Source organism: Cohnella sp. GCM10012308, from assembly GCF_042649185.1.
In the GTDB taxonomy this organism is placed as follows: Bacteria; Bacillota; Bacilli; order Paenibacillales; family Paenibacillaceae; genus Cohnella.
The window spans coordinates 71,731-97,079 of record NZ_JBHRYU010000034.1 but is presented as its reverse complement, the minus strand read 5'-3'; the positions used below and the strand labels follow the sequence as shown (position 1 = coordinate 97,079).

Genomic DNA, 25,349 nt, shown 5'->3' with positions numbered 1-25,349 from the left:
AGACATTGGACGATGCTTCGGACTTTTACAGATCGGTGTAATCGCGCGAAATAACGAGCTGCGTTATGAAATTGGAATCATTGTGGGGTATGACTCCAGTTTTAGGGGGCCTAGCCGTATTTGCAGGCATTCCATCACGAGTCGCTCGTCAACAGAAAATACATGTAAAAATGCAGGTTTTTTTAACCGCCTAACTGTCGAAAGCTCCGGTAAGACAAGAATGCTTCATTGAACGCGAACGGCCGCCGAATATACACTTCTTTAGCTTCTAAAAAGCCGCGCGCCGTATGCGGCGCGCGGACCTTTTACACTTTAAAGGATAATGGCGATGAGTCCGCCGGAGCCTTCGTTGATGATGCGGCCCAGCGTTTCTTGCAGCTTGTAGCGGGCGTTGTCCGGCATCATGGCGATCTTGCCCTGGATGCCTTCCCTTACGATCGAGTGCAGCGAGCGCCCGAAGATGTCGGAATCCCAGATCTTGATCGGATCCTTCTCGAAGTCCTGCATCAGATAGCGGACGAGCTCCTCGCTCTGCTTTTCGGTGCCGATGATCGGCGCGAATTCCGATTCGACGTCGACGCGGATCAGATGGATCGAAGGCGCGGTCGCCTTGAGCCGGACGCCGAAGCGCGAGCCCTGCCGGATCAGTTCCGGCTCGTCGAGCTGCATCTCCGCCAGCGTCGGCGCCGCGATGCCGTAGCCGGTCGTCTTCACCATCTCGAGCGCCTCGGCGAAGCGGTCGTACTCCCGCTTGGCGTGGGAGAACTCCTGCATCAGCTGCAGCAAATGGTCTTTGCCGCGAATTTCCGTGCCGACGACCTCTTGCAGAATCCGGTCGTACAATTCGTCCGGCGCGTACAGATCGATCTCGGCGACGCCTTGGCCCATGTTGAGACCGCTCAGCCCCGCACGGTCGACGAAGTCGTATTCGAGGAATTGCGAGACGACGCGGTCCACGTCGCGCAGGCGGCGGATGTCCCGGACGGTGTCCCGAACCGAATTCTCGTAGCTTGATCTCAGCCAGTGCTGCTCTTGCAGGACCATGACCCAGCTCGGCAGATTGACGTTGACTTCATGAACGGGGAACTCGTAAAGCACCTCGCGCAGAACGCCGAGCACTTCGTCCTCGCCCATCGATGCCACGCTCAGCGTGATCGCCGGTATATCGTATTTGGCCGCAAGCTCGGCGCGAAGCGCCAGCGCTTCCTCGCTTTTCGGCTTCGTCGAGTTGACGATCAGCACGAACGGCTTGCCGACCTCCTTAAGCTCTGCAATGACGCGCTCCTCCGCCTCGACGTAGGAGCTGCGCGGAATCTCCGCGATCGTTCCGTCGGTCGTTACGACGACGCCCAGCGTCGAGTGCTCCTGGATCACCTTGCGCGTGCCGATTTCCGCCGCTTCCTGGAAGGGAATCGCTTCCTCGAACCAGGGCGTCGTAATCATGCGCGGTCCGTTTTCGTCTTCGTAGCCTTTAGCTCCCTCGACGGCATAGCCGACGCAATCGACCAGCCTCACGTTGACCTCGAGGCCTTCGCCGACTTTGATCTGAACGGCGTTGTTGGGCACGAACTTGGGCTCCGTCGTCATGATCGTACGGCCAGCCGCGCTCTGCGGCAGTTCGTCGACCGCCCTGACGCGGTCAGCTTCATGTGCGATGTTCGGCAGCACGACCGTCTCCACGAATCGCTTGATAAAGGTCGATTTGCCTGTCCGGACGGCGCCGACGACCCCGAGGTAGATGTCGCCGCCCGTACGTTCGGCGATATCTTTGAAAATGTCCACTTTTTCCACTGAGATTCCCTCCCCTTCGTAATCGCGAAGCCTGCGGTTCCGTCAGCGCGACGGACTCGTACATGAACTTGGACTAGTATCATTGTATGTGCCATGCCTGCGAATATGACGACGGTTCATAATTTTTGAAGCGCCCCGCGCGCCGTTCGCTCATCCAAATGATCATATGACAGGAAAAGGGCGCCTATGTCCGAAGAAGCAACAAAAAAGACCGTTCCGCAGGCGGAACGGTTCGGCTTGGAGCGCACGGAGGCGCAGCCTTATTTGAGGAATGCCCGCGGCTCGCCGTCGACCAGACGGTAAACAGGCGATTTGACCGGCACGTAGAACGATTCGTCAGCAAGCATTGCCCGCAAATCGTCCGTCTCGCTTGGCTTGGCCTCCGATTTCTCCAGCGCCTTGACGATATCGATGCCGTAATCCGCGTAGACGGCGCTGCCGGGGTCGATCATCAGCTCGAGCACCCGTCCGGTATACATGCTGCGGATCGCCGGATCGTCGATGCCGAGCGCCTTGTAGTCGATCCGGCGGAAGTCCGGGTAGATCTCATCCGCAACCGGCTGCTTCCCTTTATGCTTGAGCACGTATGCGTTCACCTTGGACTGCACCGTGCCGATCGACTGATAGACCGCGAGATCCAGCAGTTTGACCTTGGGATCGCTTTCTTCGTCGATAATGAGAAATTGGCCGGAGCCGCCGCTTTCGAACGCTTCCTTGGGAATTTCGGTTACGTACCCCATCCGCTTCAGCTTGGCGAAGTCGAGACGGAACTTCTCGTATTGCGGCGTACCCTCCGAAGCATTTTCGATCGGCAAAAGTCCCGTGTCCTTGCGGTAGCTGTCGACGGCAGCCTGTACGGCGCTCACCGACTCTTTGGCAGACACCTGGTTCGATGGCGTATATTCGTCCGGATACAAGCAGCCCGCGAGCGGCAGCAGCGCTAGCGCGCATACCAGCACCGCAGCTCGCTTAGCCGCCAGCTGGCCGTTATTAATCCATTGCGATCTGTTCAAATCCAAAAGCCCCCTATATATGCCGTCACTCGCGGCTTGTCGTTTACCATAGATCGTCCGATCGCTGTCGTTCAAGCTGCCTGCGCACGGCCGCCTTAAGCGGATCTTCGGGAACCTCGACCCTAAGGGACCGCCGGACCCGCGACTGGCAGGACAGTCTTACGCCCTGCTCCAGCAGCGGACCGAGCTTGCGGCGCTCCGCCTCCGTCGGCGGCGTAAGCGCATCTCCGCAAGTCGGCGGCACGCTTACCTTGCACATCAGGCAGCCGGCGACGCCGCCGCACCGCGTGCGTACCGGCGCCTTGGCCCGTCTGGCTGCGTCAAGCAGCGTCGTGCCGGCTCTGACGCTCACGGTCTGTCCTTCCGGTCCGAACTCGACCTCGCAGCCGCCTTTATCGCTCATCGTCCGCTTCCCTCCCGGTTACCGCGGCCGTCAGACGCCGAAGCTCGCTTATGACGCCATCGGACAGCGATTGTCTGGCGGCGAGCCGTTCAAGCGCGGGCAAATGTGCCTCCGGCTCGTCCCGAATGAGCCGGGCCGCCTCGAGCGCGCGATCCTGCCGCTCCCGCAGCAGGTTAAAAATAAGCTCGTGCCCAAGCGGCATTAGACGAACAGATGGCTTGCCGTCCGGCGGGATCCAGTCGTCCCCGTGCGCATATAAAAAGGCGTCGACCTCGGTCGCGTATCGAGAGCCCGGGACTCGAATCTCGAAATCCCCCACTAACTCGATCGTGACGCCGCGATACCGGTAATGGGACAATAACGAACGGTAGCGTCCCGTCTCGTCCCACTTCTGATCGTCCATAGCCCAACCGGCAAGCCGTTCATGCAGCGCCGTCGCCGCGGCAGCATCCGCATAAATATCCAGGTCTCTCGGCGCCGATGCAAGACGCGCTCCCCGAAGCGCAAGCCCGGCGCTGCCGCCGACCACCCATTTCTCGCCGCAGTCCCCGGTCGCCGCCGCGATCGCGGATAGCGCATTCAGGATATGCTCGCCTGCACCTTCTATCGGCATTTCCTTCAGCTCCTTAGAAGTACGTCCGGTTGACGGCCGCGATCGTGCCTGCCGTCTCGACGCGCGCCTGACAGCCGAGTCGATAGCCAGCATCCAGCTCTTCCGGCCCGAGACGGTCCCATTCGGCGTCGGTCGACTCCTCCAGCAGCTCGCCGCCTTCCGTGACGAGGCAGCGGCAGCGCGCGCAGGTGCCCCTCGAGCAATTGAACTGCCAATCGACGCCAGCGCCGAGCGCGAGCTCCAGCAGCGTGGCGCCGACCCGCGGTTCCATGCTCGACTCGATTGTTCTCCCTTTAAGGGTCAGCATAATCAAATCCCCCGGCCTGATTCTTGTTGTCAAATGATCGATATAAGTCCGCATGCCATGCCGACAAGCAGCATGATGAAGGCGACGAAGGAAAGCCCGAAGCGCAGCGCGCCCTTGGTCTTCGCCCTGGCGAGCATAATCAGCACCGCCGATAGAACCATCAGTCCGATGCCGACGAACGACACCCACATTTTCATCATCGGATCCATTGCTAAGTAACAGTCCCTTCCTTAACCCTGCAGCCTTATGTATGGCAAATGACCGTCGCGCGAATACGGCCGCGAACGCTCGTCAATCCAATCCTATAAAACGGAACATATTATACCACATTCTTCAATCACATTCGCCTTTCGTACGCAAAAATGACGAAAACCGCCGTTGCATCGCTTCGGCGGCGTCTTTCGTTCATTACTTGAAAATCTTGATTCTTTCCTCGAGCGGCTTGAACGTTTTCTCTCCAGGCTGCGCGACCGGCTTGCCGAACGGCATCTGCGCGATCAAAGACCAGCTGTCCGGCAATTTCCACGTACGCTTGACCTCTTCGTCCACGAGCGGATTGTAGTGCTGCAGGGAAGCGCCGAAGCCCTCGGTCTCGAGCGCCGTCCATATGACGAATTGATGCATGCCGGAGGAATGCGCCGACCACTTGGGGAAATTGTCCTTGTAGGAAGCGAATTGCCGCTGCAAGTCTTCGATCACCGTCTGGTCCTCAAAAAACAGCACGGTGCCGTAGCCGGCAGCGAAGGCGTTCATCTTATCTTGCGTCGCCTTGAACTGCTCGGGATCGGAGACGACTTTGCGAAGCGTCTCTGTCGTCATGTTCCAGAATTTCTTGTGCTCCTGCTTGAGCAGCAGCACGATTCTGGCGCTCTGGGAGTTAAACGAAGACGGCGTATGCTTGACCGCTTCCTTAACGATCTCCTCGATCCGCTCGTCCGGAACGATCGCCTCGTCGCTGATACCGTAAAAGCTGCGGCGTTGTCTGACGGCTGTCAAAAAGTGGTCGCGGACGCTCGTATCCATCGTCATGGCAGTACGTTTCCCCTTTCCTATTCAATTATGATTAATACTGCTTCAGCTTGCCCGATTGCTCGAAATCAATGAATGGAATGCTTCGCCAACGATCGCTTGGGACCGATAGGACCGCGTAAGCATACGAAAAAGCCCCGCTCCCATTATGGGGGAGAGAGGCTTAACGCGGCTTGGACCTTTTATTTTTTAAGCATCATTTTCATAAGTCCCTCGAGATTGCCAATGTTAAAACCGCTTTTTTTGACGGCGCCAACGATCTCCTTGATCGTCTCCTCCGATACGGGCACGCCGGCCGTGCTCGATACCTGCTTGATCAGCTGGCGGAGCTGCGCTTCGCTCTGCATAATGTCCGGGGACACCTTTTGCGCTATTTTTTTGAGCGACGATTCCGATACGGGCTTGCCCGTTTTCTTGCTCACTGAATTAAGAACGTCCTTGGACATCTTCTTGTCCATGCTTCCCCTCCTCCGCAAATCATGCTCTGTATCCTATGAGGCACGAGGCTCGGCGGTGTGGGCGGGCTTGAAGACGGCGGACGGCTCTATCTGTAAGCTATGTACGGTTAAAAAGAACGGTCTCCTCGATCTCGTGCGTGCGAACTCTTCCCATGAGCGCTTCCACCGCTTGCAGCGGCGGCTTGCCTTCGAACAGCACGGCATGAAGCTGCGCCGTGATCGGCATCTCGACGCCATATTGGACGGCGAGCTTGGAGGCCGCAAGCGTCGTTCGGACGCCTTCGACGACCATCCCGATGCGTTCCTGCACCTCTTCGTAGCCAAGTCCCTGGGCCAGCAGCTCCCCGGCGCGATAGTTGCGACTGTGTCTGCTCGTGCAAGTCGCGATCAAGTCACCGACGCCAGCGAGACCGGCGAACGTGAGCATATGGGCGCCCATGGCGGAACCCAAACGGCCGATCTCTGCGAGACCGCGCGTGACGAGCGCGGACTTGGCGTTGATGCCGAAGCCGAGCCCGTCCGAGAGCCCTGCGCCGAGACCGATGATGTTTTTGATCGCGCCGGCGGTCTCCGCACCGATGTAATCGGGATTCGTATAGACGCGGAAGTAGGCATCGTTAATAAATAAATCCTGCGCCGCCTCCGCCTGCTTTAATTCGCTGGCTGCAACGACGACGGTCGTCGGCAATCGCAGTACGACTTCTTCGGCATGGCTCGGACCGGATAACACGACGATGGAGCCTTCGGGACGCCCCAATTCTTCGGAGAGCACTTGGGACATCCGTTTTAAGCTGCCCGTCTCGAAGCCTTTGGTCGCATGAACGATGAGCGCCTCCGGCTTAAGATGCGCCACGGCCGCTTGCGCAACCTCGCGCATGGCAGATGACGGCGCGACGAACACGACGGCGTCCGCTTCGCGGAGCGCCTCGGCCATGTCCGTCGTCGCAATCAGAGACTTGGGCAGCTCGGCATCCTTCAAGTATTTGCGATTCGTATGGAATTCGTTGATTTCTTCCGCTTGAGCGGCACCGCGCGTCCATACTTTCACTTGGTGACCGTTGTCCGCGAGCACGCAAGCCAGCGCCGTGCCCCAGCTGCCGGCAACCAGGACGGTAACTTGGCTAGATGCCATGCGAATCCTCCTTTTTCTTGGCGCCGATTTTGTTCTCGGTGCCGTTCATCAGCTTAACGATGTTTTTGCGGTGACGGACGATGGCAAGCAGCGCCAATATGAGCGCGCCCCAAAAAACGGGGCCGATCTCGCCCGCCAGACCGAGAATGACAGGCACGAGCGCGGCGAAAACCATCGAGCCAAGCGAGACGTACCGCGTGATCACGATAAGAATAATGGCAACGACGCCGGCGGCGACGACCGGAAGCGGCGCCATATAAATGAGAGCGCCAACGGTTGTCGCAATGCCCTTCCCGCCCTTGAAGCGGAAATAAATCGGCCAGTTGTGCCCGGCGATGGAAGCCAGACCGCAAGCGACGGCGAGCCAGGAGCCTTGTTCTCCGGCGATCGCTTGGCCGATTGCGACGGCGACGAGACCTTTGGCGATGTCCAGCACGAATACGGCGATGGCCGGTCCTTTACCGAGCACGCGAAGCGTATTGGTCGCGCCCGCATTGCCGCTTCCGTGCTGTCGGATATCGATCTTGCGGAGCCAGCGGGCGAAAAGGATGCTGAAGGAGACGGAACCGAGCAAATAACTGAAAGCGACGGCGATGACGGCTGGCAGCAACACGGTTCTCTCCTATTCCTGATCGGACTTGCGGCGCGTGAAGAGGCGCAGCGGCGTGCCCTCGAAATCGAACGCGGCCCGAATCTTGTTTTCCAAATAACGCTCGTACGAGAAGTGCATCAATTCGGGATCGTTCACGAAAATAAGGATCGTCGGCGGCTTGACGGATACCTGCGTCGCGTAATTCACGCGCAGCCTGCGGCCCTTGTCTGTCGGCGGCGGCGTAATCGCCACTGCGTCCGCGACGACGTCGTTAAGCAGATGCGTCGGCACGCGCATCGCATGCTGCTCGGCAACCCGGTCGATGACGGGCAGCAGGCGGTGCAGCCTGGACTTCGTGAGCGCGGACAAAAACACGATCGGCGCATACGACATGAACAGGAAGTGATCGCGAATCGAATTGGTGAAGTGCTGCATCGTCTTGTCGTCCTTCTCGACGACATCCCATTTGTTGACGACGAAGACGGAGGCTTTGCCCATCTCGTGCGCATAGCCGGCGATATGTTTGTCCTGCTCGATAATGCCTTCTTCGCCGTTAATGACGACGAGGACAACATCGGCCCGTTCGATGGCTTTCATCGACCGCATGACGCTATATTTCTCCGTCGTCTCGTACACCTTGCCCCGCTTGCGCATGCCCGCGGTATCGATCAGAACGTAACGCTGGTCGTCCTTGGCGAACGGCGTATCGATGGCGTCGCGCGTCGTGCCCGCGATCTCGCTGACGATGACGCGTTCTTCGCCCAGAATCGCATTCACGAGCGAGGACTTGCCGACGTTCGGTCGTCCGATCAAGGCGACCTTGATCACATCGTCGTCATACTCCTGATCTTCGCCGACGGGAAGACGCTCCACGCAAGCTTCGAGCAAGTCTCCGATGCCGATGCCGTGCGAGCCCGAGAGCGCGATCGGGTCGCCGAAGCCGAGGCTGTAAAATTCGTAAATATCGTCCATGCGCTGCAGGTTGTCCACTTTGTTCACCGCGACGACGACCGGCTTGCCCGAGCGGAACAAAATCTGGGCGACTTCTTCGTCGGCATTGGTAACGCCGGATTTGGCGTCGGCCATGAACACGATGAGGTCCGCCTCTTCGATGGCGAGCTCCGCCTGCATGCGGACAAGGCGAAGCATGCCGTCTTCGCCGTCGATCTCGATACCGCCGGTATCGATAACGCTGAAGGTGCGGCCGCTCCATTCGCCGGTGCCGTAGATCCGGTCGCGCGTAATGCCCGGCTTATCTTCGACGATGGCCAGGCGGTCACCGATTATGCGATTAAAAATCGTAGACTTCCCTACGTTGGGACGCCCTACGATGGCAATGACTGGTCTTGCCATACTTTCACTCCTTAAGGAATTCCTCTGAATCATACAAAGAGTATCATAACAAAAATACCCCGCCTTGGCTAACGGTTCCTAAAGTCCTGCGCTCGTCCACGCTTCCCTAGTGCCGATCGACGATCATATACAATCCGTCCTTCAGCTTGTGCGCGGCGCAATCGAGTATTTTCTCCATCAGATTCGTCAAGTTTTGCAGTTCCTCCTCCGACTTCGCGATCAGAGCGGCCGAGCCCTCCGATATATTTGTCGGATCGGTTGTGAGGAGCATGACGATTTTAGCCATGGGCAGGCTCTCCCTTCGTCTTGTTGGCCTTCGTCGGTCTGCGGACGGCCGACTCTAGAAGGGGCACGTCGCGCATCGCTTTGAGCGCCTTCTCCATCCCGTGTTCTCTGGGCAGCAGCAGCACGCCGAGCGCTCCCGTATCCAAATCGAGCTTTGCCATCGGCAATAGCGCCGGTTCTCCGTCGTCCCGATAAACGCCGAGCCTTGTCGATAAATCGTGCAGAATCGCCTGCCTAAGACCCAGATTGGAAAGCGTTACTTTCGCATCATCGCTTACGGGCGTCAGGATAAAACCGATAGCCTGCTTGCGGATGATCTCGAGGTCCGACTCAAGCCCGACATTCATCATATAGACCGGACCGACCGTTACGCTTGCGTTTTCCGCCTTCACCGGCGCAAACGAAACTTCCGCAATGTCCTTGATCGTCTTCCCTTTCATAAACCGCAGGACGATCGCGATACATACGATACCGAGCAGTACGCCCCAGATCCAACCGATGATCGTTGCCGCAAAACTGACAATCAGCGCTGTCGCGATCGATAAATAGTTGCGCCCTTCAAAGACGACTGCGATGCCTTCGATATAGGTCGCGCCGCGCGGAACGAGCTCTTGGTGATCGATCGCGGTCAGCGTTCCCCTCTCCATATTGCGCACTTCCCTGAACTGCTGCGCTGCGAGCGACAGAAACGTGATCGCCGTATAATCCTTGTTCATCAACGCCGGGACGGCGACTGCGCCTAGAGCGCCTGCGATCAGCCCGAGCGCCAAATGAATAATTTTGCCGTGCGGGTAGGCCGGGTACTGTCTGTAGTCGCTGCGCAGCATGACGACCCGCGCCAAAAAGCCGAATAGCGTGCCGAGCGTCACGCCGATCAATTCGTGGTGACCGGCCAGCCACTTAGCCGTAATCATGCCCTTCTCCTCCTCTAACCGGATTCCTTTCCATTCCTTAGTATGCGCAGCTTAAAAATCCTCACAATTAGAATTCGCGAAACGCAAAAAAAGCGCTGCAGAAATGCTTCTGCAGCGCCTGTCTTAGAATAGGGGGATATTACTTAAACTTGCTCAGCTTGTCGCCGAACTTCTCGGCAAGCGTGAAGCTCATGCTCTCAGGAGCAGGGATGTTCGACTCTTCACGTCTGCCTCTCGGCTCGCGCGGCGCACGTTCAGGTTGAGCAGGCGCTTCTTCGGTCTCCTTGATGGAGAGCGATACGCGCTTCTCGGCCGGGTTGAAGTCCAAAATCTTCGCTTGAACTTCTTGGCCTTCCTTCAGCACTTCATGCGGCGTAGCGACATGGCGGTGCGCGATCTGGGAGATGTGCACAAGGCCTTCTACGCCCGGTGCGATCTCGACGAATGCGCCGAAGCTCACGAGGCGCTTCACGACGCCCGTCACAACGTCGCCAGTGTTGAATTGGCCGTTAACCGATTCCCACGGGCCTGGTTGTGCGGCCTTGATGCTCAGCTTGATTTTGCCGATCGACGTGTCGACGCTCAGCACCTTCACGTTGACCTTTTGGCCTTCGGAAACAACGTCGGCCGGATGCGCAACGTGATTCCAAGCGATCTCGGAAACGTGTACCAGTCCGTCTACGCCGCCGATGTCGACGAACGCGCCGAACGGAGTAAGACGCTGAACCGTGCCTTCAAGCACTTGACCCGGTTGCAGGGACTCCATAACGGATTGCTTTTGCGATTCGTATTCGGCTTCGAGCACTTCCTTGGCCGAGAGAATCACTTTGTTGTTTTCACGATCGATTTCCTTCACCTTAACGCGAAGGGTACGACCCTTGTAATCGGAGAAGTCTTCGACAAACGTGCGTGCGACCATCGAAGCGGGAATGAAGCCGCGTACGCCTACGTCGGCGACCAGGCCGCCCTTGACGACGTCGGCAACGGTAATTTCGAAAGCTTCGCCGTTGTCGAATTTGCTTTGGAGATCATCCCATGCCTTCGCGCCGTCGATTTGACGCTTGGAGAGGACAAGGCTTGCTTTTTCGTCGTTGATGCTGACGACCTTGGCTTCGACTTCCTGACCGATCTGTACGGCGTCGGAAGCATTCTCCAGGTTGACGTTGGAGAGCTCGCGGAGCGGGATGACACCGTCGTATTTATATCCAAGGCTCACATAAGCTTGGTTGTCTTCGATTTTAACGATGGTTCCCTTCACGGTATCGCCCTTTTTCAGCGATACAACGTTCTCCAGCGCGTCTTGCGTTACCGTCTCTGCGGCATTGTCGGCAGCGACAGGCTCCTGCGCGGCGGATTCCTGGACATTGATTTCTTCAGACATGGAAATAACCTCCTCAGTTCTACCACAACTTTATTTAAACCCGCTACGCGGGGTTTAAATCACTTAAGTATAAAAATAGGACGAACGACCGTAGTATGCGCCGGAAGAATTAAATTATTGCGCGGGCCTGCCCGTGTTCAGCATTTCTTTGATCCTGGACATCAGCAGCTCGGTAGCCGCTTCCTGCGACTCCGGGGAACCGTCCCCCGCAAGCTTCTCCATATCGAGCGGCGCGCCGTAAACGGCCTTCATTTTCGTAAAAGGACGATAACTGCCGACTAAAGCTACCGGCACGACCGCCGAGCCGGCACGAAATGCCATGCTCATCGCGCCGCGCTTGCCCATGAGGCCGACGTCCTTGCGAGTTCCCTCGGGGAAAATCCCCATTACCTTGCCCTCGCGCAAAATGCCGATCGCCGTGCGGATCGCCTCTTTGCTGACGCCGCCGCGCTTTACCGGAAATGCGCCAAGGTTGGTGATCAACGCTCCGAAGCCGGGAATTTTGAAGAGCTCCGCCTTGGCCATGTAATGAACCTTGCGATCGACGCCGATCCCGAGTGCGATCGGATCGAGCAGGCTCGTATGGTTGCTGGCGAGAATCACGCCGCCCTGGGCGGGAATCCGCTCTGCGCCGATGGCCTCGAACCGGTAAAGCAGCTTGAACAGGACTCTAAGCAGCAATCTCGCGAATCGATACAGCATCGGTCAATTCTCCCTTGCAGCGATCGCTTGCGCGGCCGAACGGCCTAGCGATACGATCTCGTCCACGATCTCGGCGATCGAGCGCCCCGTCGAATCGATCAGCAGCGCGTCGGCGGCCTGGCGCAACGGCGCGATCTCGCGCTCGCTGTCCATCCGGTCGCGCAAAGCGATCTCTTCTTCGAGCTGATCGAGAGTGACGCCCGGCTTATCCCCGAGCTCCAAAAACCTGCGGCTCGCGCGTTCCCGCGGCGATGCGGTCAAGAATACCTTGAGCTCCGCGTCGGGCAGTACGTGGGTCCCGATGTCTCGCCCGTCCATGACCACGCCTTTGGCGGCTGCCATCCGGCGCTGCAGCTCTGACATGCGCGACCTTACGGCGGCATTCGCGGAAACCTGCGATACGGATGACGTTACCTCGCGCGTGCGAATCAAACCGGTCACGTCCTTGCCGTCCGCCAGAACGATCTGGCCCCCATCGCCGGGAAGCAACGAGATGTCCAATCCCGACGAAAGCGCGGCAAGACTGTCGTTGTCGTCCAGCCGAAGTCCGCGAGACTGCGCGACAAAGGTGACGGCACGGTACATGGCGCCCGTGTCCACATATACGTATTGAAGCTCGCTGGCGACCAGCCTGGCGACCGTGCTCTTGCCCGCTCCGGCCGGTCCGTCGATCGCAATGTTGATGCGTTGCGGATAACGTTCATTCATGAAGTAACAACATGCCTCCTAGAGCGCACAAACATTGATGCATCCGGTCGATTAGACAGGAGGGTCCATCGGCCTGCGGCAAGGCGGAGACGAAGCTGTTCGGCAACACCTGCATGAGCATTAAACCAGCCGGCGACCGCCTGCGCACGAATGAACAAATTATACCACAGCATATATTCAGATGCAAAAAAGCAAGCCGAATAGACAAGGGTCTATCCGGCTTCGTAGCGTATTCCTTCGGCGCGTTCGCCGGGAACGATCAGCGCCCTGATCTCGGGTACCCGCAGCAGCAACTGCGTTAATAAAAGCAAAATCGCGCCGGCCAACGCCGCCGCCCGCAACAATCCGTCGACGCGCTCAACCGCCCGCGCCGGGTCCGCGCGCGGGCGGTCTCCTTTGCCGTCCATGCCGCCATTGCCCCTTTTTTGTCTAATCCTTCCTTCTCTCGAGCTGCTTTTCGAAGCAATAACGGATGATCTTTTGCTGGTCGGTATCCTGGATGTCCTGAAACCGCATCATCACCAGATTATGGTGAGGTTCGACGGGCACGATCCGGACAATCTCGGCTTCGAATTGCGCATGCGAGACGGTACCGGACTTGTAGTTCAACAGGAGCCAGCAGTTTGCCTTCATGTTCGGCGTGATCGGCCACTTGCGATCGCATCTGAACGACACGCCGCCGCCGCCGACATCGTCCGTAAGCGCCGTGAAGCGCATCTTCTCGCCGAGACGGATCGCGATCTCGAGCTGCGCTTCGACGCGAAGAAAGCTCCTGCGCTGTTCTCTGGATATTTGCTCCGGATCCGGCTTCGGAATGACGAGCTGGCTGATGCTGTCCCTGCGTATCGAATGAACGTGGGCGGCGAACTGGTGCTTGACGCCTTCCGACGTAAAGTATGTAAGCTTAAGCTCGTCTCCGGGCTCGGTCCGGTGGAGCCTGCGCGTCTGTTCGTCGATGGGGATATCCACATACAAAAATCGATCGTCCGCATCCGTAACGCGAGAACGGAGCATGCCTGGCGCCCCGCCGTCGTTCGTCGCCGCATGGGGCTGAATGTAGAGCATTTGACCTATCTTGGGAAGCACGCTGCACCTCCATGCGACTGCTGTATAATGTCGGAATTATGCGAACATAGTCCTCTAGTTCGTATTATCCTTTGCATTATAGCACGATCGCTTGTCCGGCGGCAGATGGCAAGTGGTCAAAATATAGAAATCCGCCGGACCGGTTCTCGGCCCGGCGGTTCAGGCGTTTACGCTACAAAATCGCTCTTGCCGAATCCGGGATTTGCTCGACCTTCTCTTCGATGCCCGTACCGGCGTTAATGTAAATGCGGTACTGCGCCCCGTTGATCTTGCCGGTATATTCGTGGCAAAGCACTTCTTTATCCTCGTCGTTCTCGATAACGGCCAGGTGGTGCCCCGACACTTGAAGCTTGGGGTGAAGCACGGACTTGGCTTTGATGTCGTCGACATTCGCCTTGCCGACTGCGATGCCCGCGTCATGATAGACATGGTCCGCCGCCTGAAGTCCGACAGCCTCTCCATTGTCCAGCGCAATCCTTACCGTCACTTTGTCCGGATAGATAAGCACGCCGTTTTTGTCCGCCACGAACGTGAACACCGCGACATGGTCGTATTCGTCGTAGGTAACCGGCGTCATCGCGTCATAGCCCTTTGCCTTAAGAAATTCGATAGCCTTTTGCTTAGCCGCGCCTACGCTGAGGCTCCTGGTTTTGACGACGCGCGGATTCATGAACCACAATAGCTTGCCGCCGTTTGCCGTAAAATCCATCACGACCTGCGGCTTGCCGTCCGCATGGGACGTAGGATTCGCGGCGCTCATCGTGGCCGTGTAAGTCGGATGCTCGGTTTTCGCGCCGTTTTCCGTGATGGTGATTTCTCGGCCGGTCGATAGCGCGGAGACGCCGAGAAAATCCCGGGCTTTTCGCTGAGCCTCCTCCGCAGAAATCCTCGGACCGGACGCGCTGCCCCGCGCGCGCTGAAGATGCTGTGAGGCGGACGATGGCCCCCAGTCGTTTTCAGGATAGGACGAAACTTTTTTATCCACCGTCTTGAAGCCGTCGATAATCGAGTTGTCGACCGTCTGATCGGCGCTTGCGATCGCGACCTCGACGTCCATCCACCTTAAATGATCGGAGAGGACGGCATCCTGAACTTTGCCCAGCTCTTTGTTGATGTCGGCGGCCTTGGCGTACAGGGACTGCATCGTTTGCGTTTCCTGATCGGACAGAGGCTCCTTCGTGAGATCGCGGACGGATGTCCGGTACGCAAAGTCTGAGATCCGGGTTAAAAAGTTTTCAGCCTGATTAAACGGCAGCAGCGTAAGCGGAAGCTGGTTCACTTCGTTTTGAGCCTGGCTGGTTAACCGCCATACATTCACTAGTCCTTTGCGCTGCATGCGATAGGAAGCGCTGTTGACCGCAAGCGTCTTGCCAAGCTGCTCCTGCAGGCTGCCCATATGATTCGTCAAGTCGTGGAAAGCCCGCTGGTATTGGTTTTCCGCCTTGATCAGCACCGCGTTTTTCTCCTGATGCTCCTGGTATCCCCAAAAGACGGCGCCCGCGAACAACAACGCGCAAAGCGGGAACATTACTGCGCTTAATCGTTTGTACATGAAAAACGGCCCCTTTCATTCCCAGACTACGGATTGCCGTTAGTGTGGGTATGAGGAGCCGGCTTTATGCATTCGCTTCTTCGATATCGAATCGATCCGCGTTGCCGCAGACACATTGCCTGAACCCGGTATCGATCCTCCCGCGTTCCCGCTTGCCCCGCAAAATAAATTTTTCTCCGCAGGACTTGCATCTGATCGTGACTTTGACGCGTACGTTGTTCAATGAATTCCCTCGCTCCCGCAACTGTTAAAAACCAGTATCGCCACAATCAGGGAGCTTTAACCGCCTTCTTCGCGATGCATAAGGCGAAACGGCGAGACGTCGTTGGCGCTTTGGACGTAGCGGATGCTGCGGAACCAAAGCAAGAGCATGAACGGCACGATGATCCACATCCACGTTCTCGGCAGCGACTGCATCAGAAAATCGTAGATGCCGTGCCATGCGATCGGCAGCACGAACGCCATCGATTGGAACAAGCGGGCTTGTTTGCCCTTGGAAAACTTCGCTTTGCCCATGAAGTACCCCATCACAACGCCAAACAAGGCATGGCCTGAAACAGGCAGCAGCGCGCGGACGAGCAGAGAGCCGAAGGTCGAAGGCTCGGCGAAAGCGTACATTACGTTTTCGATCGTCGCGAACCCGAGCGACACTGCGGTCGCGTATACGATGCCGTCGTATGGCTCGTCGAATTCGGTATGGTTAAAGACGATATGATAGAGCACAAACCATTTGAAAAATTCTTCGACGCCAGCGGAAATGACGAACGAAAACGCAAAAGGCGATTCGCCGAGCCAGATCATGAGTCCCCGTTGAACGATCATTATCGGCAGCACGATCAGCGCGCCGGTCACGAACATTTTGGAAACCATCGACAGCGGCTCGGTATCGTAACGGTCCTTCCAATAAAAATAAGTCAGCAAGGCGAGACCCGGCGCGATAGCCGCGGCCAGCATGGAGATGATCAGCAAGGCGAATCCCCTCCTTTCTTTCTTGTATTATAAGCGCAAAAAAGGACAGCTGCATTAAAAACGTTCGCCGTTTTTATGCAGCATGTCCGTCTGGGAGCGCCGAATCAGGCGAAATGCTCCGTCAGCACTTGCACGGCATGGGCCGGGATAACCAACTGTCCGTATTCCTCGAGCACGGCCGGCGTGACGGAAGTCGCGTCGCCGTATTCCGCAAGAATCGCAATCAGCGCGTTGTCGTTCGCGTTCTCGCCGGTGGACGGATCGAAGCACAATATCCAATGATTCTGATATTTGTACATTCGGCCCTGATCCGTGATCTGGGACTTCAGCATCTTGGCTGCGCCGATGGCGTCCTCGATGTCACGGAACCGATATATGATGGCTTCGCTCTGTTCAAGCGTGACTTCCATTTCGTACACTTCTTCGTCGAGCTCTTCCTCGGCGCCAGCCTCGGAGTCCCTCTCCATTTTGCCCCTCGTAACGATGACGACCATGCCCTGGGCGGGCATCGCAAACACTTCGACCGCAAGCGGTCCGGAAGCGTCGAAGCCAAGCTCGCTGTAAGCCTGGTCCATCATCTCGCTGAAGAGCTCGTGAACCTTCGGAATTTCCCGCCACATGTCTTCCTTCTGGATCCCGCGTTCCGACAGATCGTCAAAGGTAAGGAAAATCCTAATCTTGTCTTGGCTAAGCCGCTCCATCCTCATGACAGGATCCTCCCTTCTGCACACGATGGGTGATAACAGCGTATGACGCAACGGGCAATACGTGTGTATTTTGTGCTTTAACATATGTTATCACTTCTACCCTTGAATTGCACTAGCCAAAACCCACAAATTTAAGTATAGAAAGTACTTGGACAGGCCATTTTTGCGCGCAAAAATTAAAAAACGGCGTCCAGCGTCTCCCCCTAAGGAAAACGCAGCGACGCCGCCGCGGGCAATTTAGATCCGATGCTGGCCGCTTTCCGCGAGTATCTCGTTTACTTCATCGCGGACGCCGGCGTCCTTGGAAACGATGCTTGCGATCTCGCCAAGGCCGTTTCTGTCCGTTTCCGTTTCATTGGAAGCTCTTTTTCTACCGCCCTCGCTTGCGGACGCGCTCCTGCGTTCGGCGTGGTCCGAGCCGAAGCGCATATCGAACATTTTTCCGATTGCGCCGTCCTTCATGCCGAAGGAACGGTTTTTAAGCTCCTTGCCAAGCAAGCCGGCGGCAACGGACCACTTGGGACTGCGGCGAATCGCGACAGTCAAGGCTGCGCCCACGATGCCGCCCATGACGAATGTAGCCATTTTCATGCTATCGCCTCCTGTACAGGTTTTTGACGGCTGTTAAGCCTGTTGCGGTTCCACGCTTAGTGTAGCCTCCGCCTGCCGCTTCATCCCGCTTAAATTCAGGAAGAAGATTGGACCCCCTAGGGCGATGGGTATGGTACAATCGTTAGATGCTTCAGCTCAGTCGAAAGGATGTCATGTACATGCTGAAAAACGTCGCAGGCTGGTCCGTCGTCGGCGCGCTCGCCGTCGCGCTGGCCGCATGCGGAGGCAACGGGGACGGAAACGCATCGCCTTCCGCCGTTCCGACCGTGTCGCAGACGTCATCCCCTGCCGCGGGCGCCTCTTCGGCGGCGCCGACTGCGGACAGCACGCCATCGGAGTCGCCTTCTCCAACGCCTTCCGCTTCGCCGTCGCCGTCGCCGTCGCCGTCGCCAAGCGCGTCCGCAACGCCGCAGACAGGTGCGAAGACCTACAAAATGAACAAAAATTACGACATCGTGCCGCTCGATAAGACGGCAAACAGCGAGAAAGTGGTGCTGCTTACCTTCGACGACGGCCCAAAGGACGAAAAAACGCTTAAGCCGATCCTCGATACGCTGGACAAACATCACGCCAAAGCGATCTTTTTCGTTAACGGCTACCGCGTGAAGGCGCATCCCGAGCTGCTCAAGGAAATCGCTCAAAGGGGGCAGACGGTCGGCAATCACTCGTACGAGCATATCCAGCTCGGCAAGGAAAACGCCGAATCGATCAAAGCGCAGATCGGAAAAGTACAGGATATCGTCGAAGCGACGATCGGCAAGCGCCCCGTCTTTTTCAGACCGCCCAACGCCTCCGCCAACGATGACGTCCACAAAATCGCTGCGGACAACGGCCTTCTGTTCATGACCTGGTCCAACGGCTCCCTGGATTGGACGATGCCCGGCACGAAGATCAAGGATAAGACACAAGCGATCATCGACAACGTGACGGACCAGCTTCATTCCGGCAGCAACATCCTGATGCACGAGCTGGCCTGGACGGCGGCTGCCTTGGATCAGTTGCTGACCACCCTTGAAGGCAAAGGTTACACGTTTGTCGATCCCTCGACCATCGAGACCGGTTTTTAAACAAAAAAAGCGACGCTTTCCTTTTTCGCCGAGCGAAATCGGAGGCGTCGCTTAAATTTTTAAACCGTAGAATAATGTTCGTAGCCCCACCAGAGCAAAAAACCGACAAGCGCCGAAAACAAAACGAGCAGCAGGCGGTAAAACCATTTGCTGTAGCTTTTGCGCGCGGAAGGATGCACGACAGCCCTGGGCGGCATGCCGGTCTCCGGCAGTCCCGACGCGGCCGCGGTCTCCGCAATCGCGCGTTCCAGCTGCTCCATCGACATTGGTTCCTGATCGGCGGCTTCCTCTTCCTTTTCGACCGGCGACAGCGCATGCCGCTTGGCCTCTACGTATTTATCCCATGCTGTCGGAAGACGCTCCTCGCTCATTACTCCTCTTCCCTCCGGTACCGTATAATAATCCCCATCGTCAGGTCGACTAGAAAATGGGTGAAAATAGGCGCCCAAATCGTCCCTGTATGCGTATGAAGCAATCCGAGACCGTAACTGATGGCGAACACCATCCCCGTCGGAATCCAGTGACGAAGATATCTGACATGTATCGCAGCAAAAATGATGCTCGTCCAATAAGGTCCGAACGAATGCTGGATCGCCCCGCGGAACAACAATTCCTCGCATAGGCTGACGACCGCGCACAACAGCACGATATGCCACAACGGACGATTTTGAAAAATTCGCTCGTTGACGCCGCCGTCGTCCTTGGCTTCGTCCGGAATCCAGCGGGAAATGCCGATGTCGAACGCGACGACGAGCGCAGCCAGGCCGGCGGCCCAGTAAAGGAAATTAAAGGGCCCCTGAACACGAAATAATTCCAATATATTCTGCCCCTGAAAAAACACCCATGCCAATCCGATAATGAAAGTAAGCGCCTGCGTGGCGTACAAGTTAATGAGCAGCATTTTGTCGCTAAGCTCGTCAACGGTCACTTTTCTAAGTTTAATGTTTTTAATGTCGAATTTAGGCATGTTACCTCGTCTGATGTAAATTTTTGTTATGTACGTATGCTAATCATTTCCTTATACTAAAAGCTAATCATGTCGATCTACACGAGGAGTATTACATGGAAAAACGTCTCTCACGAACTGATCTGATTTTTGCGCTCGGCTTTTTGTTTTTTCTGATCGTAGCGATCGCCGCCTTTTTCAGCGGCGTTAAGGTCGGCACCGACCGCACGCAAGCGCTCTATGCGAAGCCGGCAGGCGCCCAGGCGTCCAAACCGGTCGAATCTCCCAACGCGTATTCCCAGCAGGATCTCGTATCCTTCTATCATAACGTATTTCAGCCGCATCGGGAATGGATGGCCGAATGGTCCACAGCCCGCACGCGGTGGCAGTCCGACGACACGGTCGATCGCGCCTCTTCGCTCAAAGAGCTTGCGAAGCTTGCGGCGAGCAAGTACAACGAGTCCAAGGTGACGACCGTATCCAGCCTGACGCCCAGCCTTATGAATGCGCAAAACAACTATTTGAAGAGCCTCAAGCTGTACGAGAGCAGCTTCGGACAACTCGCAGCGCATGCCAACGAAGGTTCGGCAGCCGATGCGCTGGAGCGGATCTCCAAAAATGCCTACTTCACCGAAGCGGTGCGGCTCGGCTTGCTCGCGCAGAGCCAATATTACGACTCGATGCTCAAGTGGGGCGCCACGGTCAATCTGTCGTTGCCGAACGCCTACGCGCTACCAGGCGTGTTGACCAATGCGGAATGGTCCAAGCTGCCGCTTCTCGTCAAAAATACGGTAACTGCGCAATACATGTTTTTAAACCGCACGGAGTACGACTACTTGCCGCAGGACCTGACCGCTAGAATCGACTTTTTCATCAACTCCGGCCAAGCCGCCAAGATGAAGCAAAAGACGATTCGTTCGATCGTCGACATGCTTAACAGTACGGACGCGATTCGCAGCGGCGACTATTTGTCCCTTAAATCAAGGTATTATTCCAAAGAGCTCTTGCCGCTGCTGCCCTTTTTCTCGTCGGACACGTAATATTACGTCGAATGGGCACTGATTGTTCCACATTTTCCATTGCATTTTCAAGTCGCGTTGCTTTACAATAAGAATCGCCGCTTTTACGAGATCACCCTCAAAACGCTGTTGGTCCGGTAGGGCCGCGGGGGTTTTAGGGTGTTTTCTATATATTCATCACTTCGTAGTACAGGGGGATTACTATGTTTAAAGTGTTGGTATCGGATCCGATCAGCGATCTCGGCATCTCGCTCCTCGTCGAGGCAAGCGACATTTCCATCGATAAGAAAACCGGCCTGTCCGAAGACGAATTGGTCGCCATCATCGGCGAATACGACGCACTGCTCGTGCGCAGCCAGACTCGCGTCACCGAGCGGATCATGACCGCCGGCAAGTCGCTCAAGGTCATCGGGCGCGCAGGCGTCGGCGTCGACAATATTGACCTCGACGCGGCTACGAAGCGCGGCATCGTCGTCATCAACGCGCCGGACGGCAACACGATAACGACTTGCGAGCATACGTTCGCGATGATGATGGCGCTCGCTCGCCATATCCCGCAAGCTTATGCCAAGACGATCGGCGGCGAATGGGACCGCAAATCGTTTGTCGGCGTAGAGCTTCGCAACAAAACGCTGGGCGTGCTCGGCATGGGCCGGATCGGCAGCGAAGTGGCCGCCCGCGCCAAGGCGTTCGGCATGAAGGTGCTCGGTTATGATCCGTTCCTTACCGAGGAACGCGCGGACAAGCTGGGCGTGACGCTGGCGACCGTCGACGACGTCGTGCGCGGCGCCGATTTCATTACCGTTCATACGCCGCTGACGCCTGAAACCCGGCATATGATCGGCAAAGCGCAGTTCGAAGTCATCAAGCCAGGCGTGCGGATCGTCAACTGCGCGCGCGGCGGCATTATCGACGAGCAGGCGCTGATCGAAGCGATCGACGCAGGTCGCGTCGCCGGAGCGGCATTCGACGTGTTCGAGGAAGAGCCGCCTGCAGCCGATCATCCGTTCCTGAAGCACCCCAAGGTCATTGTAACCCCCCATCTTGGCGCTTCTACGGTTGAAGCGCAGGAAAATGTGGCGATTGACGTTTCCGAGCAGCTGCTGCACATTTTGAGAAACGAGCCTTACAAAAACGCGGTTAACATGCCCCCTGTACCCGGCGACCTGCTTGCGAAGCTTGAGCCGTACTTCACGCTCGCCCGCAAGCTCGGCAACTTCGCGGCGCAAATCACAGACGGACCGGTCAAAGAGATCAACGTTTCCTATGCCGGCGAGCTTGCTGACGTAGACACGCAGCCGTTGACGCGCCAGGTTGTTCAAGGCGTGCTTGCGCATCACCTCGGCTCCGATCAAGTGAATGCGGTCAACGCCATGCACCTGGCCAAGATGCGCGAAGTGAACATTGTGACTACGAAGTCCCAGGCTGCGAAGGGCTTCACCAACCTGGTGACGGTCACGCTCAAGACCGGTCGCGAAGAACGCTCTGCTGCTGGCGCGCTGCTTAACGGCTTCGGACCGCGCATTACGCAGATCGACAAGTACCCGGTCGACGTCGAATCGCAGGGTCACCTGGTTCTCATTTCGCACCACGACAAACCGGGTATTATCGGCCGCGTCGGCACCCTGCTCGGCACGAACGACGTTAACATCGCGACGATGCAGGTCGGCCGCAAGATCGTCGGCGGCGCCGCCATCATGGTGCTCGGCGTCGACAAAGCCGTTCCGAAGAACGTGCTGGCGCAGCTTGAAGATCTGCCGGATCTGAACTCGGCTAAAGAAATTCAGCTCGTGTAATTTACTCTATACACGTGAGCAGACCGCCAAGCTACGAGCCTGGCGGTCTTTAATTTTGATAAAAGATATGCTTACAATGCTAAGCTGTTACGATCACCGCGAGATCGCTTAGACCGGTTTGAAACGAACGTCCTCTAACGGAGAACTTAAACGATACGCCGGATAATTCATCCGGCAATGGCGGACTTACCACAAAGTCGTAAATAAAGTGATGTCCGCTTCCGCTCCCGGAATCCATGGTGCATACATACGGCGCCTTCAGCTCGAGCTCGCAAAACAAGCCATCTTGCAAGTTCGATTCGCTGCTATCGATATGCAACGTAACGACGCTTGCATTTGCGTATTGCCTGATGGAGATAATCGAGAACATGGAACATGCGTGCTCTGTTGTCTTTAATACTGGAATGTATTTTATAAAATCCCGAGGCTCGACAACAGGCTTGAATTGTTCTTCATTGTACAGAAGTCCGAACAAGCTTTTTAAATGCTCTTCGTAAAGTCCGTAATCCGCCGACCACTGCTCGATATATGCAAAGGACGGATAACCCGGCTTACCTTCAGCGATGTCTTTTCTCTCCCGTATCAGCTCGCAAATCCGCGCATCCACATCCTTGACACGTTCATCGTAATGCGAGGTCGGCGGTTCGTAACGCATTCTTCTCATCCGATTGTCCTCCATCTCGTTTTTTTGCGAAAAGACCGCTTTTCCGTCAGCGGAAAAACGGTCTTCTATTAATCGCTTTTGCTTATCCTGCCGGAAGCAGCAGCTTAAACTCGGTCCCTTCGCCAAGCGCGCTCGTCACGCGAATGGTTCCTTCATGCGCTTCTACCAGGTTTCGTACGATCGCAAGGCCAAGACCGGTTCCGACCTTGGAGTCGCGTTTACGCGCCTTGTCCGCCTTATAAAAACGCTCGAAAATGTAGGGCAGGTCTTCCGTCGGAATGCCTTCCCCTTCGTCCTTGATGGCGATCTCGATTTGTCGTGCGCCCTTATCACCGATTTTCGTGCATGCGCCGAGCGTGATGGAAGCGCCCGATGCCGTGTGTCGCAATGCATTGTCGAGCAAGTTGGTGAGCACTTGCTCCAGCCGATCGGGATCGGCGCGACGCAGCAGCAGTCCGCTGTCTTCGCCCGATCGAATGAGCTCGATGCCCCGTTCCTTCGCAAGCGCCGAGAATTTGCGGTGAACGCGCTGAAGCAGCGCATTCACGTCGACTTCCTGCATCGTCATGTCCAGATAACCAGCTTCCAGGCGGGCCAGATCGAGCAGATCCTTTACGAGCCTGCCCATGCGCAGCGATTCGTCGTGGATGACCTGTACCAGCTCGTGCCGCTCCTCCGGCGTCTGCGCGATATCGTCGAGCAGCGCCTCGCTATAGCCCTGCACCATCGCGACGGGCGTGCGAATCTCGTGCGAAACGTTGGCCACGAAGTCTTTGCGCATCTTGTCCACCCTGAACTCCTCGGTCACGTCGCGCAGCACCGCGACGGCGCCGCCGCCGGCGCTGCCGTCGCCGGAGGCGACGGGCGTCATGACGACCGACCATACGCCGCTCTGCACGTGAATCTTGCCGGTATGCGTCGTGCCCTTGGATATGAGCGTATTATAAATGTCGCGGAGCGGGTCGGGCACGGTCTCGCGCTCGTCCGCTTCGCTCACGTCCTCCCATTTCAGGCCGCGCCATACCTCGAGCAGATGCTGCCCCTCGGGATTCGTCAGCTTGACCCTTCCGTTCGCGTCGAACAGCAGGACCGCGTCGCTCATGCTGCGCAATACGCCGTCAAGCTGGTCGCGCTCATGCTGAATGTCGCGTATCAGCGTGTTCAGCTCGGAGGCCATTTGGTTAAAGCTGTTAGCCAGCTCCCCGATCTCGTCCCAGGAGCGAACGACCAGCCTCGTCGAATATTCGCCCTGCGCTACCCGGTTCGCAGCATGTTTCATCTCCCGGAGAGGCTGCGTGATTTTCGTCAGCAGGAAAAACGCGAAGAACGTCGTAAGCAAGAAGCCTACGGCGCCCGAATAAATGAATAGATGCTTGATCTCGGCAAGCGAGTCCGCGCTGACCGTCACGTCGACGATCTTCAATAGGAACAAGCCGACCGTCGAGATGACCACGGCAACCAGCAGGATGATCGTCAGCCATAGCTTGCCGACTACGGTTCTCCAGATCGCCATGCTTACTTGGCGACCTCGAGCTTGTAGCCGACGCCCCATACGGTCGTGATCATCGCGGCGGCTTCGGTCGAGACGCGGTTCAGCTTTTCGCGCAGCCGCTTGACATGCGTATCGACCGTGCGCAGATCGCCGAAGAAATCGTAATTCCATACATCCTTCAGCAGATCCTCGCGGGAGAACACCTTGTCCGGGGAACTCGCCAAATAATGGAGGAGCTCGTATTCCTTGGGCGTCAGGTTCACTTCCTGTCCGCCGGCGGTGACGCGGTGCGCGTCATGCTCGATGACCAGATGCGGGAATACGATATTATTGCTCGTATTGAGCTCCTTGGACAAGAAGGCGGTCGCCGACGACCTACGCAAGATCGCCTTGATTCGGAAAATGACCTCGCGCGGGCTGAACGGCTTGACGACATAGTCGTCCGCCCCGGCTTCGAAGCCCTGGACGCGGTTCACTTCCTCGCCTTTGGCCGTCAGCATGATGACCGGCGTCGCCTTGGACTGACGCAAGCGCGAGCATACCTCCATGCCATCGATGCCTGGCAGCATCAGGTCGAGCACGATCAGATCGTACTCCTCCTGCAGCGCCAGCTTCAACGCCGTCTCCCCGTCCTCGGCTTCCTCGATGACATAACCTTCCTTTTCCAAATACATGCGCAGCAGTCGACGGATACGCTCCTCGTCGTCCACCACCAAGATGCGATTACCGGCGCTCATTATAGGGTTCGGCCCCTTTCT

The 25,349-nt window shown here is 57.0% G+C and carries 30 protein-coding genes; 3 read left to right on the top strand and 27 right to left on the bottom strand.

From position 1 onward, the window contains the following. Positions 1 to 312: 312 nt before the first annotated feature. From spoIVA to ACFOTD_RS27950, 22 genes are all read right to left on the bottom strand, one after another. Positions 313 to 1,791, bottom strand: a complete 1,479-nt coding sequence (gene spoIVA / locus ACFOTD_RS28055; protein ID WP_378123256.1) for a stage IV sporulation protein A — start codon at positions 1,789 to 1,791, stop codon at positions 313 to 315. A gap of 260 nt (positions 1,792 to 2,051) precedes the next feature. Continuing rightward, positions 2,052 to 2,804, bottom strand: a complete 753-nt coding sequence (locus tag ACFOTD_RS28050; protein ID WP_378123255.1) for a DUF3939 domain-containing protein — start codon at positions 2,802 to 2,804, stop codon at positions 2,052 to 2,054. Between the two features lie 43 nt (positions 2,805 to 2,847). Then, positions 2,848 to 3,207 (bottom strand): 2Fe-2S iron-sulfur cluster-binding protein, encoded by a 360-nt coding sequence (locus ACFOTD_RS28045; protein ID WP_378123254.1) that lies wholly within the window; start codon positions 3,205 to 3,207, stop codon positions 2,848 to 2,850. After that, the gene (locus tag ACFOTD_RS28040) at positions 3,197 to 3,820 is read right to left on the bottom strand and encodes a nucleotidyltransferase family protein (RefSeq protein WP_378123253.1); all 624 of its coding nucleotides are present in this window, start codon (positions 3,818 to 3,820) and stop codon (positions 3,197 to 3,199) included. The genes ACFOTD_RS28045 and ACFOTD_RS28040 overlap by 11 nt, the downstream gene beginning before the upstream one ends. Before the next feature lie 13 nt (positions 3,821 to 3,833). After that, on the bottom strand, positions 3,834 to 4,127 hold the full coding sequence (locus tag ACFOTD_RS28035; protein WP_378123252.1) for a 2Fe-2S iron-sulfur cluster-binding protein: 294 nt from the start codon (positions 4,125 to 4,127) through the stop codon (positions 3,834 to 3,836). A gap of 29 nt (positions 4,128 to 4,156) precedes the next feature. Further along, positions 4,157 to 4,336 (bottom strand): DUF2768 family protein, encoded by a 180-nt coding sequence (locus tag ACFOTD_RS28030; protein WP_378123251.1) that lies wholly within the window; start codon positions 4,334 to 4,336, stop codon positions 4,157 to 4,159. Positions 4,337 to 4,535: 199 nt separating this feature from the next. After that, the gene (locus ACFOTD_RS28025) at positions 4,536 to 5,150 is read right to left on the bottom strand and encodes a nitroreductase family protein (RefSeq protein ID WP_378123263.1); all 615 of its coding nucleotides are present in this window, start codon (positions 5,148 to 5,150) and stop codon (positions 4,536 to 4,538) included. A gap of 188 nt (positions 5,151 to 5,338) precedes the next feature. Further along, a complete protein-coding gene (locus tag ACFOTD_RS28020; RefSeq protein ID WP_378123250.1) occupies positions 5,339 to 5,614 on the bottom strand; it encodes a stage VI sporulation protein F in 276 nt (91 codons plus the stop codon). Between the two features lie 97 nt (positions 5,615 to 5,711). Continuing rightward, positions 5,712 to 6,746, bottom strand: coding sequence for an NAD(P)H-dependent glycerol-3-phosphate dehydrogenase (locus ACFOTD_RS28015; RefSeq protein ID WP_378123249.1), 1,035 nt, complete (start codon positions 6,744 to 6,746; stop codon positions 5,712 to 5,714). Beyond that, positions 6,736 to 7,356 (bottom strand): glycerol-3-phosphate 1-O-acyltransferase PlsY, encoded by a 621-nt coding sequence (gene plsY / locus ACFOTD_RS28010; protein WP_378123262.1) that lies wholly within the window; start codon positions 7,354 to 7,356, stop codon positions 6,736 to 6,738. Before plsY ends, ACFOTD_RS28015 begins: the two co-directional genes overlap by 11 nt. Positions 7,357 to 7,368: 12 nt before the next feature. Then, complete coding sequence (der, locus tag ACFOTD_RS28005) at positions 7,369 to 8,691, bottom strand: ribosome biogenesis GTPase Der (RefSeq protein WP_378123248.1); 1,323 nt, start codon at positions 8,689 to 8,691, stop codon at positions 7,369 to 7,371. Between the two features lie 106 nt (positions 8,692 to 8,797). Further along, the gene (locus ACFOTD_RS28000) at positions 8,798 to 8,977 is read right to left on the bottom strand and encodes a capping complex subunit for YIEGIA (RefSeq protein WP_378123247.1); all 180 of its coding nucleotides are present in this window, start codon (positions 8,975 to 8,977) and stop codon (positions 8,798 to 8,800) included. Further along, complete coding sequence (locus ACFOTD_RS27995; protein WP_378123246.1) at positions 8,970 to 9,890, bottom strand: YIEGIA family protein; 921 nt, start codon at positions 9,888 to 9,890, stop codon at positions 8,970 to 8,972. Before ACFOTD_RS27995 ends, ACFOTD_RS28000 begins: the two co-directional genes overlap by 8 nt. 139 nt (positions 9,891 to 10,029) lie before the next feature. Further along, a complete protein-coding gene (rpsA, locus tag ACFOTD_RS27990) occupies positions 10,030 to 11,271 on the bottom strand; it encodes a 30S ribosomal protein S1 (protein WP_378123245.1) in 1,242 nt (413 codons plus the stop codon). Between the two features lie 114 nt (positions 11,272 to 11,385). After that, positions 11,386 to 11,973, bottom strand: coding sequence for a lysophospholipid acyltransferase family protein (locus ACFOTD_RS27985; protein WP_378123244.1), 588 nt, complete (start codon positions 11,971 to 11,973; stop codon positions 11,386 to 11,388). Positions 11,974 to 11,976: 3 nt separating this feature from the next. Next, a complete protein-coding gene (gene cmk / locus ACFOTD_RS27980) occupies positions 11,977 to 12,681 on the bottom strand; it encodes a (d)CMP kinase (RefSeq protein ID WP_378123243.1) in 705 nt (234 codons plus the stop codon). 212 nt (positions 12,682 to 12,893) lie between these two features. Next, on the bottom strand, positions 12,894 to 13,088 hold the full coding sequence (locus tag ACFOTD_RS27975; RefSeq protein WP_378123242.1) for a hypothetical protein: 195 nt from the start codon (positions 13,086 to 13,088) through the stop codon (positions 12,894 to 12,896). Between the two features lie 22 nt (positions 13,089 to 13,110). Continuing rightward, entirely contained in the window at positions 13,111 to 13,767 is a 657-nt protein-coding gene (locus ACFOTD_RS27970; protein WP_378123241.1) for a flagellar brake protein, read from the bottom strand. A gap of 172 nt (positions 13,768 to 13,939) precedes the next feature. After that, positions 13,940 to 15,319, bottom strand: a complete 1,380-nt coding sequence (gene ypeB / locus ACFOTD_RS27965) for a germination protein YpeB (RefSeq protein WP_378123240.1) — start codon at positions 15,317 to 15,319, stop codon at positions 13,940 to 13,942. A gap of 279 nt (positions 15,320 to 15,598) precedes the next feature. Beyond that, on the bottom strand, positions 15,599 to 16,288 hold the full coding sequence (prsW, locus tag ACFOTD_RS27960) for a glutamic-type intramembrane protease PrsW (protein WP_378123239.1): 690 nt from the start codon (positions 16,286 to 16,288) through the stop codon (positions 15,599 to 15,601). A gap of 104 nt (positions 16,289 to 16,392) precedes the next feature. Continuing rightward, complete coding sequence (locus ACFOTD_RS27955; RefSeq protein ID WP_378123238.1) at positions 16,393 to 16,995, bottom strand: genetic competence negative regulator; 603 nt, start codon at positions 16,993 to 16,995, stop codon at positions 16,393 to 16,395. 237 nt (positions 16,996 to 17,232) lie between these two features. Continuing rightward, positions 17,233 to 17,586, bottom strand: a complete 354-nt coding sequence (locus ACFOTD_RS27950) for a hypothetical protein (protein ID WP_378123237.1) — start codon at positions 17,584 to 17,586, stop codon at positions 17,233 to 17,235. A gap of 179 nt (positions 17,587 to 17,765) precedes the next feature. Here ACFOTD_RS27950 and ACFOTD_RS27945 point away from each other — a divergent pair, with 179 nt between their 5' ends. Beyond that, entirely contained in the window at positions 17,766 to 18,674 is a 909-nt protein-coding gene (locus tag ACFOTD_RS27945) for a polysaccharide deacetylase family protein (RefSeq protein ID WP_378123236.1), read from the top strand. Between the two features lie 59 nt (positions 18,675 to 18,733). On the opposite strand, the gene ACFOTD_RS27940 is transcribed toward ACFOTD_RS27945, so the two are convergent. Further along, on the bottom strand, positions 18,734 to 19,045 hold the full coding sequence (locus ACFOTD_RS27940; RefSeq protein WP_378123235.1) for a hypothetical protein: 312 nt from the start codon (positions 19,043 to 19,045) through the stop codon (positions 18,734 to 18,736). Beyond that, entirely contained in the window at positions 19,045 to 19,641 is a 597-nt protein-coding gene (locus ACFOTD_RS27935; RefSeq protein WP_378123234.1) for a CPBP family intramembrane glutamic endopeptidase, read from the bottom strand. Before ACFOTD_RS27935 ends, ACFOTD_RS27940 begins: the two co-directional genes overlap by 1 nt. Positions 19,642 to 19,736: 95 nt before the next feature. Here ACFOTD_RS27935 and ACFOTD_RS27930 point away from each other — a divergent pair, with 95 nt between their 5' ends. Next, on the top strand, positions 19,737 to 20,660 hold the full coding sequence (locus ACFOTD_RS27930; protein ID WP_378123233.1) for a hypothetical protein: 924 nt from the start codon (positions 19,737 to 19,739) through the stop codon (positions 20,658 to 20,660). Positions 20,661 to 20,842: 182 nt separating this feature from the next. Then, positions 20,843 to 22,435 carry a phosphoglycerate dehydrogenase gene (serA, locus tag ACFOTD_RS27925; protein ID WP_378123232.1) on the top strand — a complete coding sequence of 531 codons (1,593 nt, stop codon included), beginning with the start codon at positions 20,843 to 20,845 and terminating at the stop codon, positions 22,433 to 22,435. A gap of 79 nt (positions 22,436 to 22,514) precedes the next feature. Here the strand turns inward: serA and ACFOTD_RS27920 are convergent, their stop codons facing one another. The 3 genes from ACFOTD_RS27920 to ACFOTD_RS27910 all read right to left on the bottom strand — a co-directional run bounded on the left by ACFOTD_RS27920 (position 22,515) and on the right by ACFOTD_RS27910 (position 25,331). After that, the gene (locus ACFOTD_RS27920) at positions 22,515 to 23,099 is read right to left on the bottom strand and encodes a hypothetical protein (protein ID WP_378123231.1); all 585 of its coding nucleotides are present in this window, start codon (positions 23,097 to 23,099) and stop codon (positions 22,515 to 22,517) included. 82 nt (positions 23,100 to 23,181) lie between these two features. Further along, positions 23,182 to 24,612, bottom strand: a complete 1,431-nt coding sequence (locus tag ACFOTD_RS27915; protein WP_378123230.1) for a HAMP domain-containing sensor histidine kinase — start codon at positions 24,610 to 24,612, stop codon at positions 23,182 to 23,184. Positions 24,613 to 24,614: 2 nt separating this feature from the next. After that, the gene (locus tag ACFOTD_RS27910; protein WP_282912790.1) at positions 24,615 to 25,331 is read right to left on the bottom strand and encodes a response regulator transcription factor; all 717 of its coding nucleotides are present in this window, start codon (positions 25,329 to 25,331) and stop codon (positions 24,615 to 24,617) included. Between the last annotated feature and the right edge of the window lie 18 nt (positions 25,332 to 25,349).

Excerpts from the sequence above, each read along its gene's own strand:
- ACFOTD_RS28045 (WP_378123254.1), bottom strand. The coding sequence starts at position 3,207 with ATGAGCGATAAAGGCGGCTGCGAGGTCGAGTTCGGACCGGAAGGACAG.
- ACFOTD_RS28040 (WP_378123253.1), bottom strand. The coding sequence starts at position 3,820 with ATGCCGATAGAAGGTGCAGGCGAGCATATCCTGAATGCGCTATCCGCG.
- ACFOTD_RS28035 (WP_378123252.1), bottom strand. The coding sequence starts at position 4,127 with ATGCTGACCCTTAAAGGGAGAACAATCGAGTCGAGCATGGAACCGCGG.
- ACFOTD_RS28030 (WP_378123251.1), bottom strand. The coding sequence starts at position 4,336 with ATGGATCCGATGATGAAAATGTGGGTGTCGTTCGTCGGCATCGGACTG.
- ACFOTD_RS28025 (WP_378123263.1), bottom strand. The coding sequence starts at position 5,150 with ATGGATACGAGCGTCCGCGACCACTTTTTGACAGCCGTCAGACAACGC.
- ACFOTD_RS28020 (WP_378123250.1), bottom strand. The coding sequence starts at position 5,614 with ATGGACAAGAAGATGTCCAAGGACGTTCTTAATTCAGTGAGCAAGAAA.
- ACFOTD_RS28015 (WP_378123249.1), bottom strand. The coding sequence starts at position 6,746 with ATGGCATCTAGCCAAGTTACCGTCCTGGTTGCCGGCAGCTGGGGCACG.
- der (WP_378123248.1), bottom strand. The coding sequence starts at position 8,691 with ATGGCAAGACCAGTCATTGCCATCGTAGGGCGTCCCAACGTAGGGAAG.
- ACFOTD_RS28000 (WP_378123247.1), bottom strand. The coding sequence starts at position 8,977 with ATGGCTAAAATCGTCATGCTCCTCACAACCGATCCGACAAATATATCG.
- ACFOTD_RS27995 (WP_378123246.1), bottom strand. The coding sequence starts at position 9,890 with ATGATTACGGCTAAGTGGCTGGCCGGTCACCACGAATTGATCGGCGTG.
- rpsA (WP_378123245.1), bottom strand. The coding sequence starts at position 11,271 with ATGTCTGAAGAAATCAATGTCCAGGAATCCGCCGCGCAGGAGCCTGTC.
- ACFOTD_RS27985 (WP_378123244.1), bottom strand. The coding sequence starts at position 11,973 with ATGCTGTATCGATTCGCGAGATTGCTGCTTAGAGTCCTGTTCAAGCTG.
- cmk (WP_378123243.1), bottom strand. The coding sequence starts at position 12,681 with ATGAATGAACGTTATCCGCAACGCATCAACATTGCGATCGACGGACCG.
- ACFOTD_RS27975 (WP_378123242.1), bottom strand. The coding sequence starts at position 13,088 with ATGGACGGCAAAGGAGACCGCCCGCGCGCGGACCCGGCGCGGGCGGTT.
- ypeB (WP_378123240.1), bottom strand. The coding sequence starts at position 15,319 with ATGTACAAACGATTAAGCGCAGTAATGTTCCCGCTTTGCGCGTTGTTG.
- ACFOTD_RS27955 (WP_378123238.1), bottom strand. The coding sequence starts at position 16,995 with ATGAGGATGGAGCGGCTTAGCCAAGACAAGATTAGGATTTTCCTTACC.
- ACFOTD_RS27950 (WP_378123237.1), bottom strand. The coding sequence starts at position 17,586 with ATGAAAATGGCTACATTCGTCATGGGCGGCATCGTGGGCGCAGCCTTG.
- ACFOTD_RS27945 (WP_378123236.1), top strand. The coding sequence starts at position 17,766 with ATGCTGAAAAACGTCGCAGGCTGGTCCGTCGTCGGCGCGCTCGCCGTC.
- ACFOTD_RS27940 (WP_378123235.1), bottom strand. The coding sequence starts at position 19,045 with ATGAGCGAGGAGCGTCTTCCGACAGCATGGGATAAATACGTAGAGGCC.
- ACFOTD_RS27935 (WP_378123234.1), bottom strand. The coding sequence starts at position 19,641 with ATGCCTAAATTCGACATTAAAAACATTAAACTTAGAAAAGTGACCGTT.
- ACFOTD_RS27930 (WP_378123233.1), top strand. The coding sequence starts at position 19,737 with ATGGAAAAACGTCTCTCACGAACTGATCTGATTTTTGCGCTCGGCTTT.
- serA (WP_378123232.1), top strand. The coding sequence starts at position 20,843 with ATGTTTAAAGTGTTGGTATCGGATCCGATCAGCGATCTCGGCATCTCG.
- ACFOTD_RS27920 (WP_378123231.1), bottom strand. The coding sequence starts at position 23,099 with ATGAGAAGAATGCGTTACGAACCGCCGACCTCGCATTACGATGAACGT.
- ACFOTD_RS27915 (WP_378123230.1), bottom strand. The coding sequence starts at position 24,612 with ATGGCGATCTGGAGAACCGTAGTCGGCAAGCTATGGCTGACGATCATC.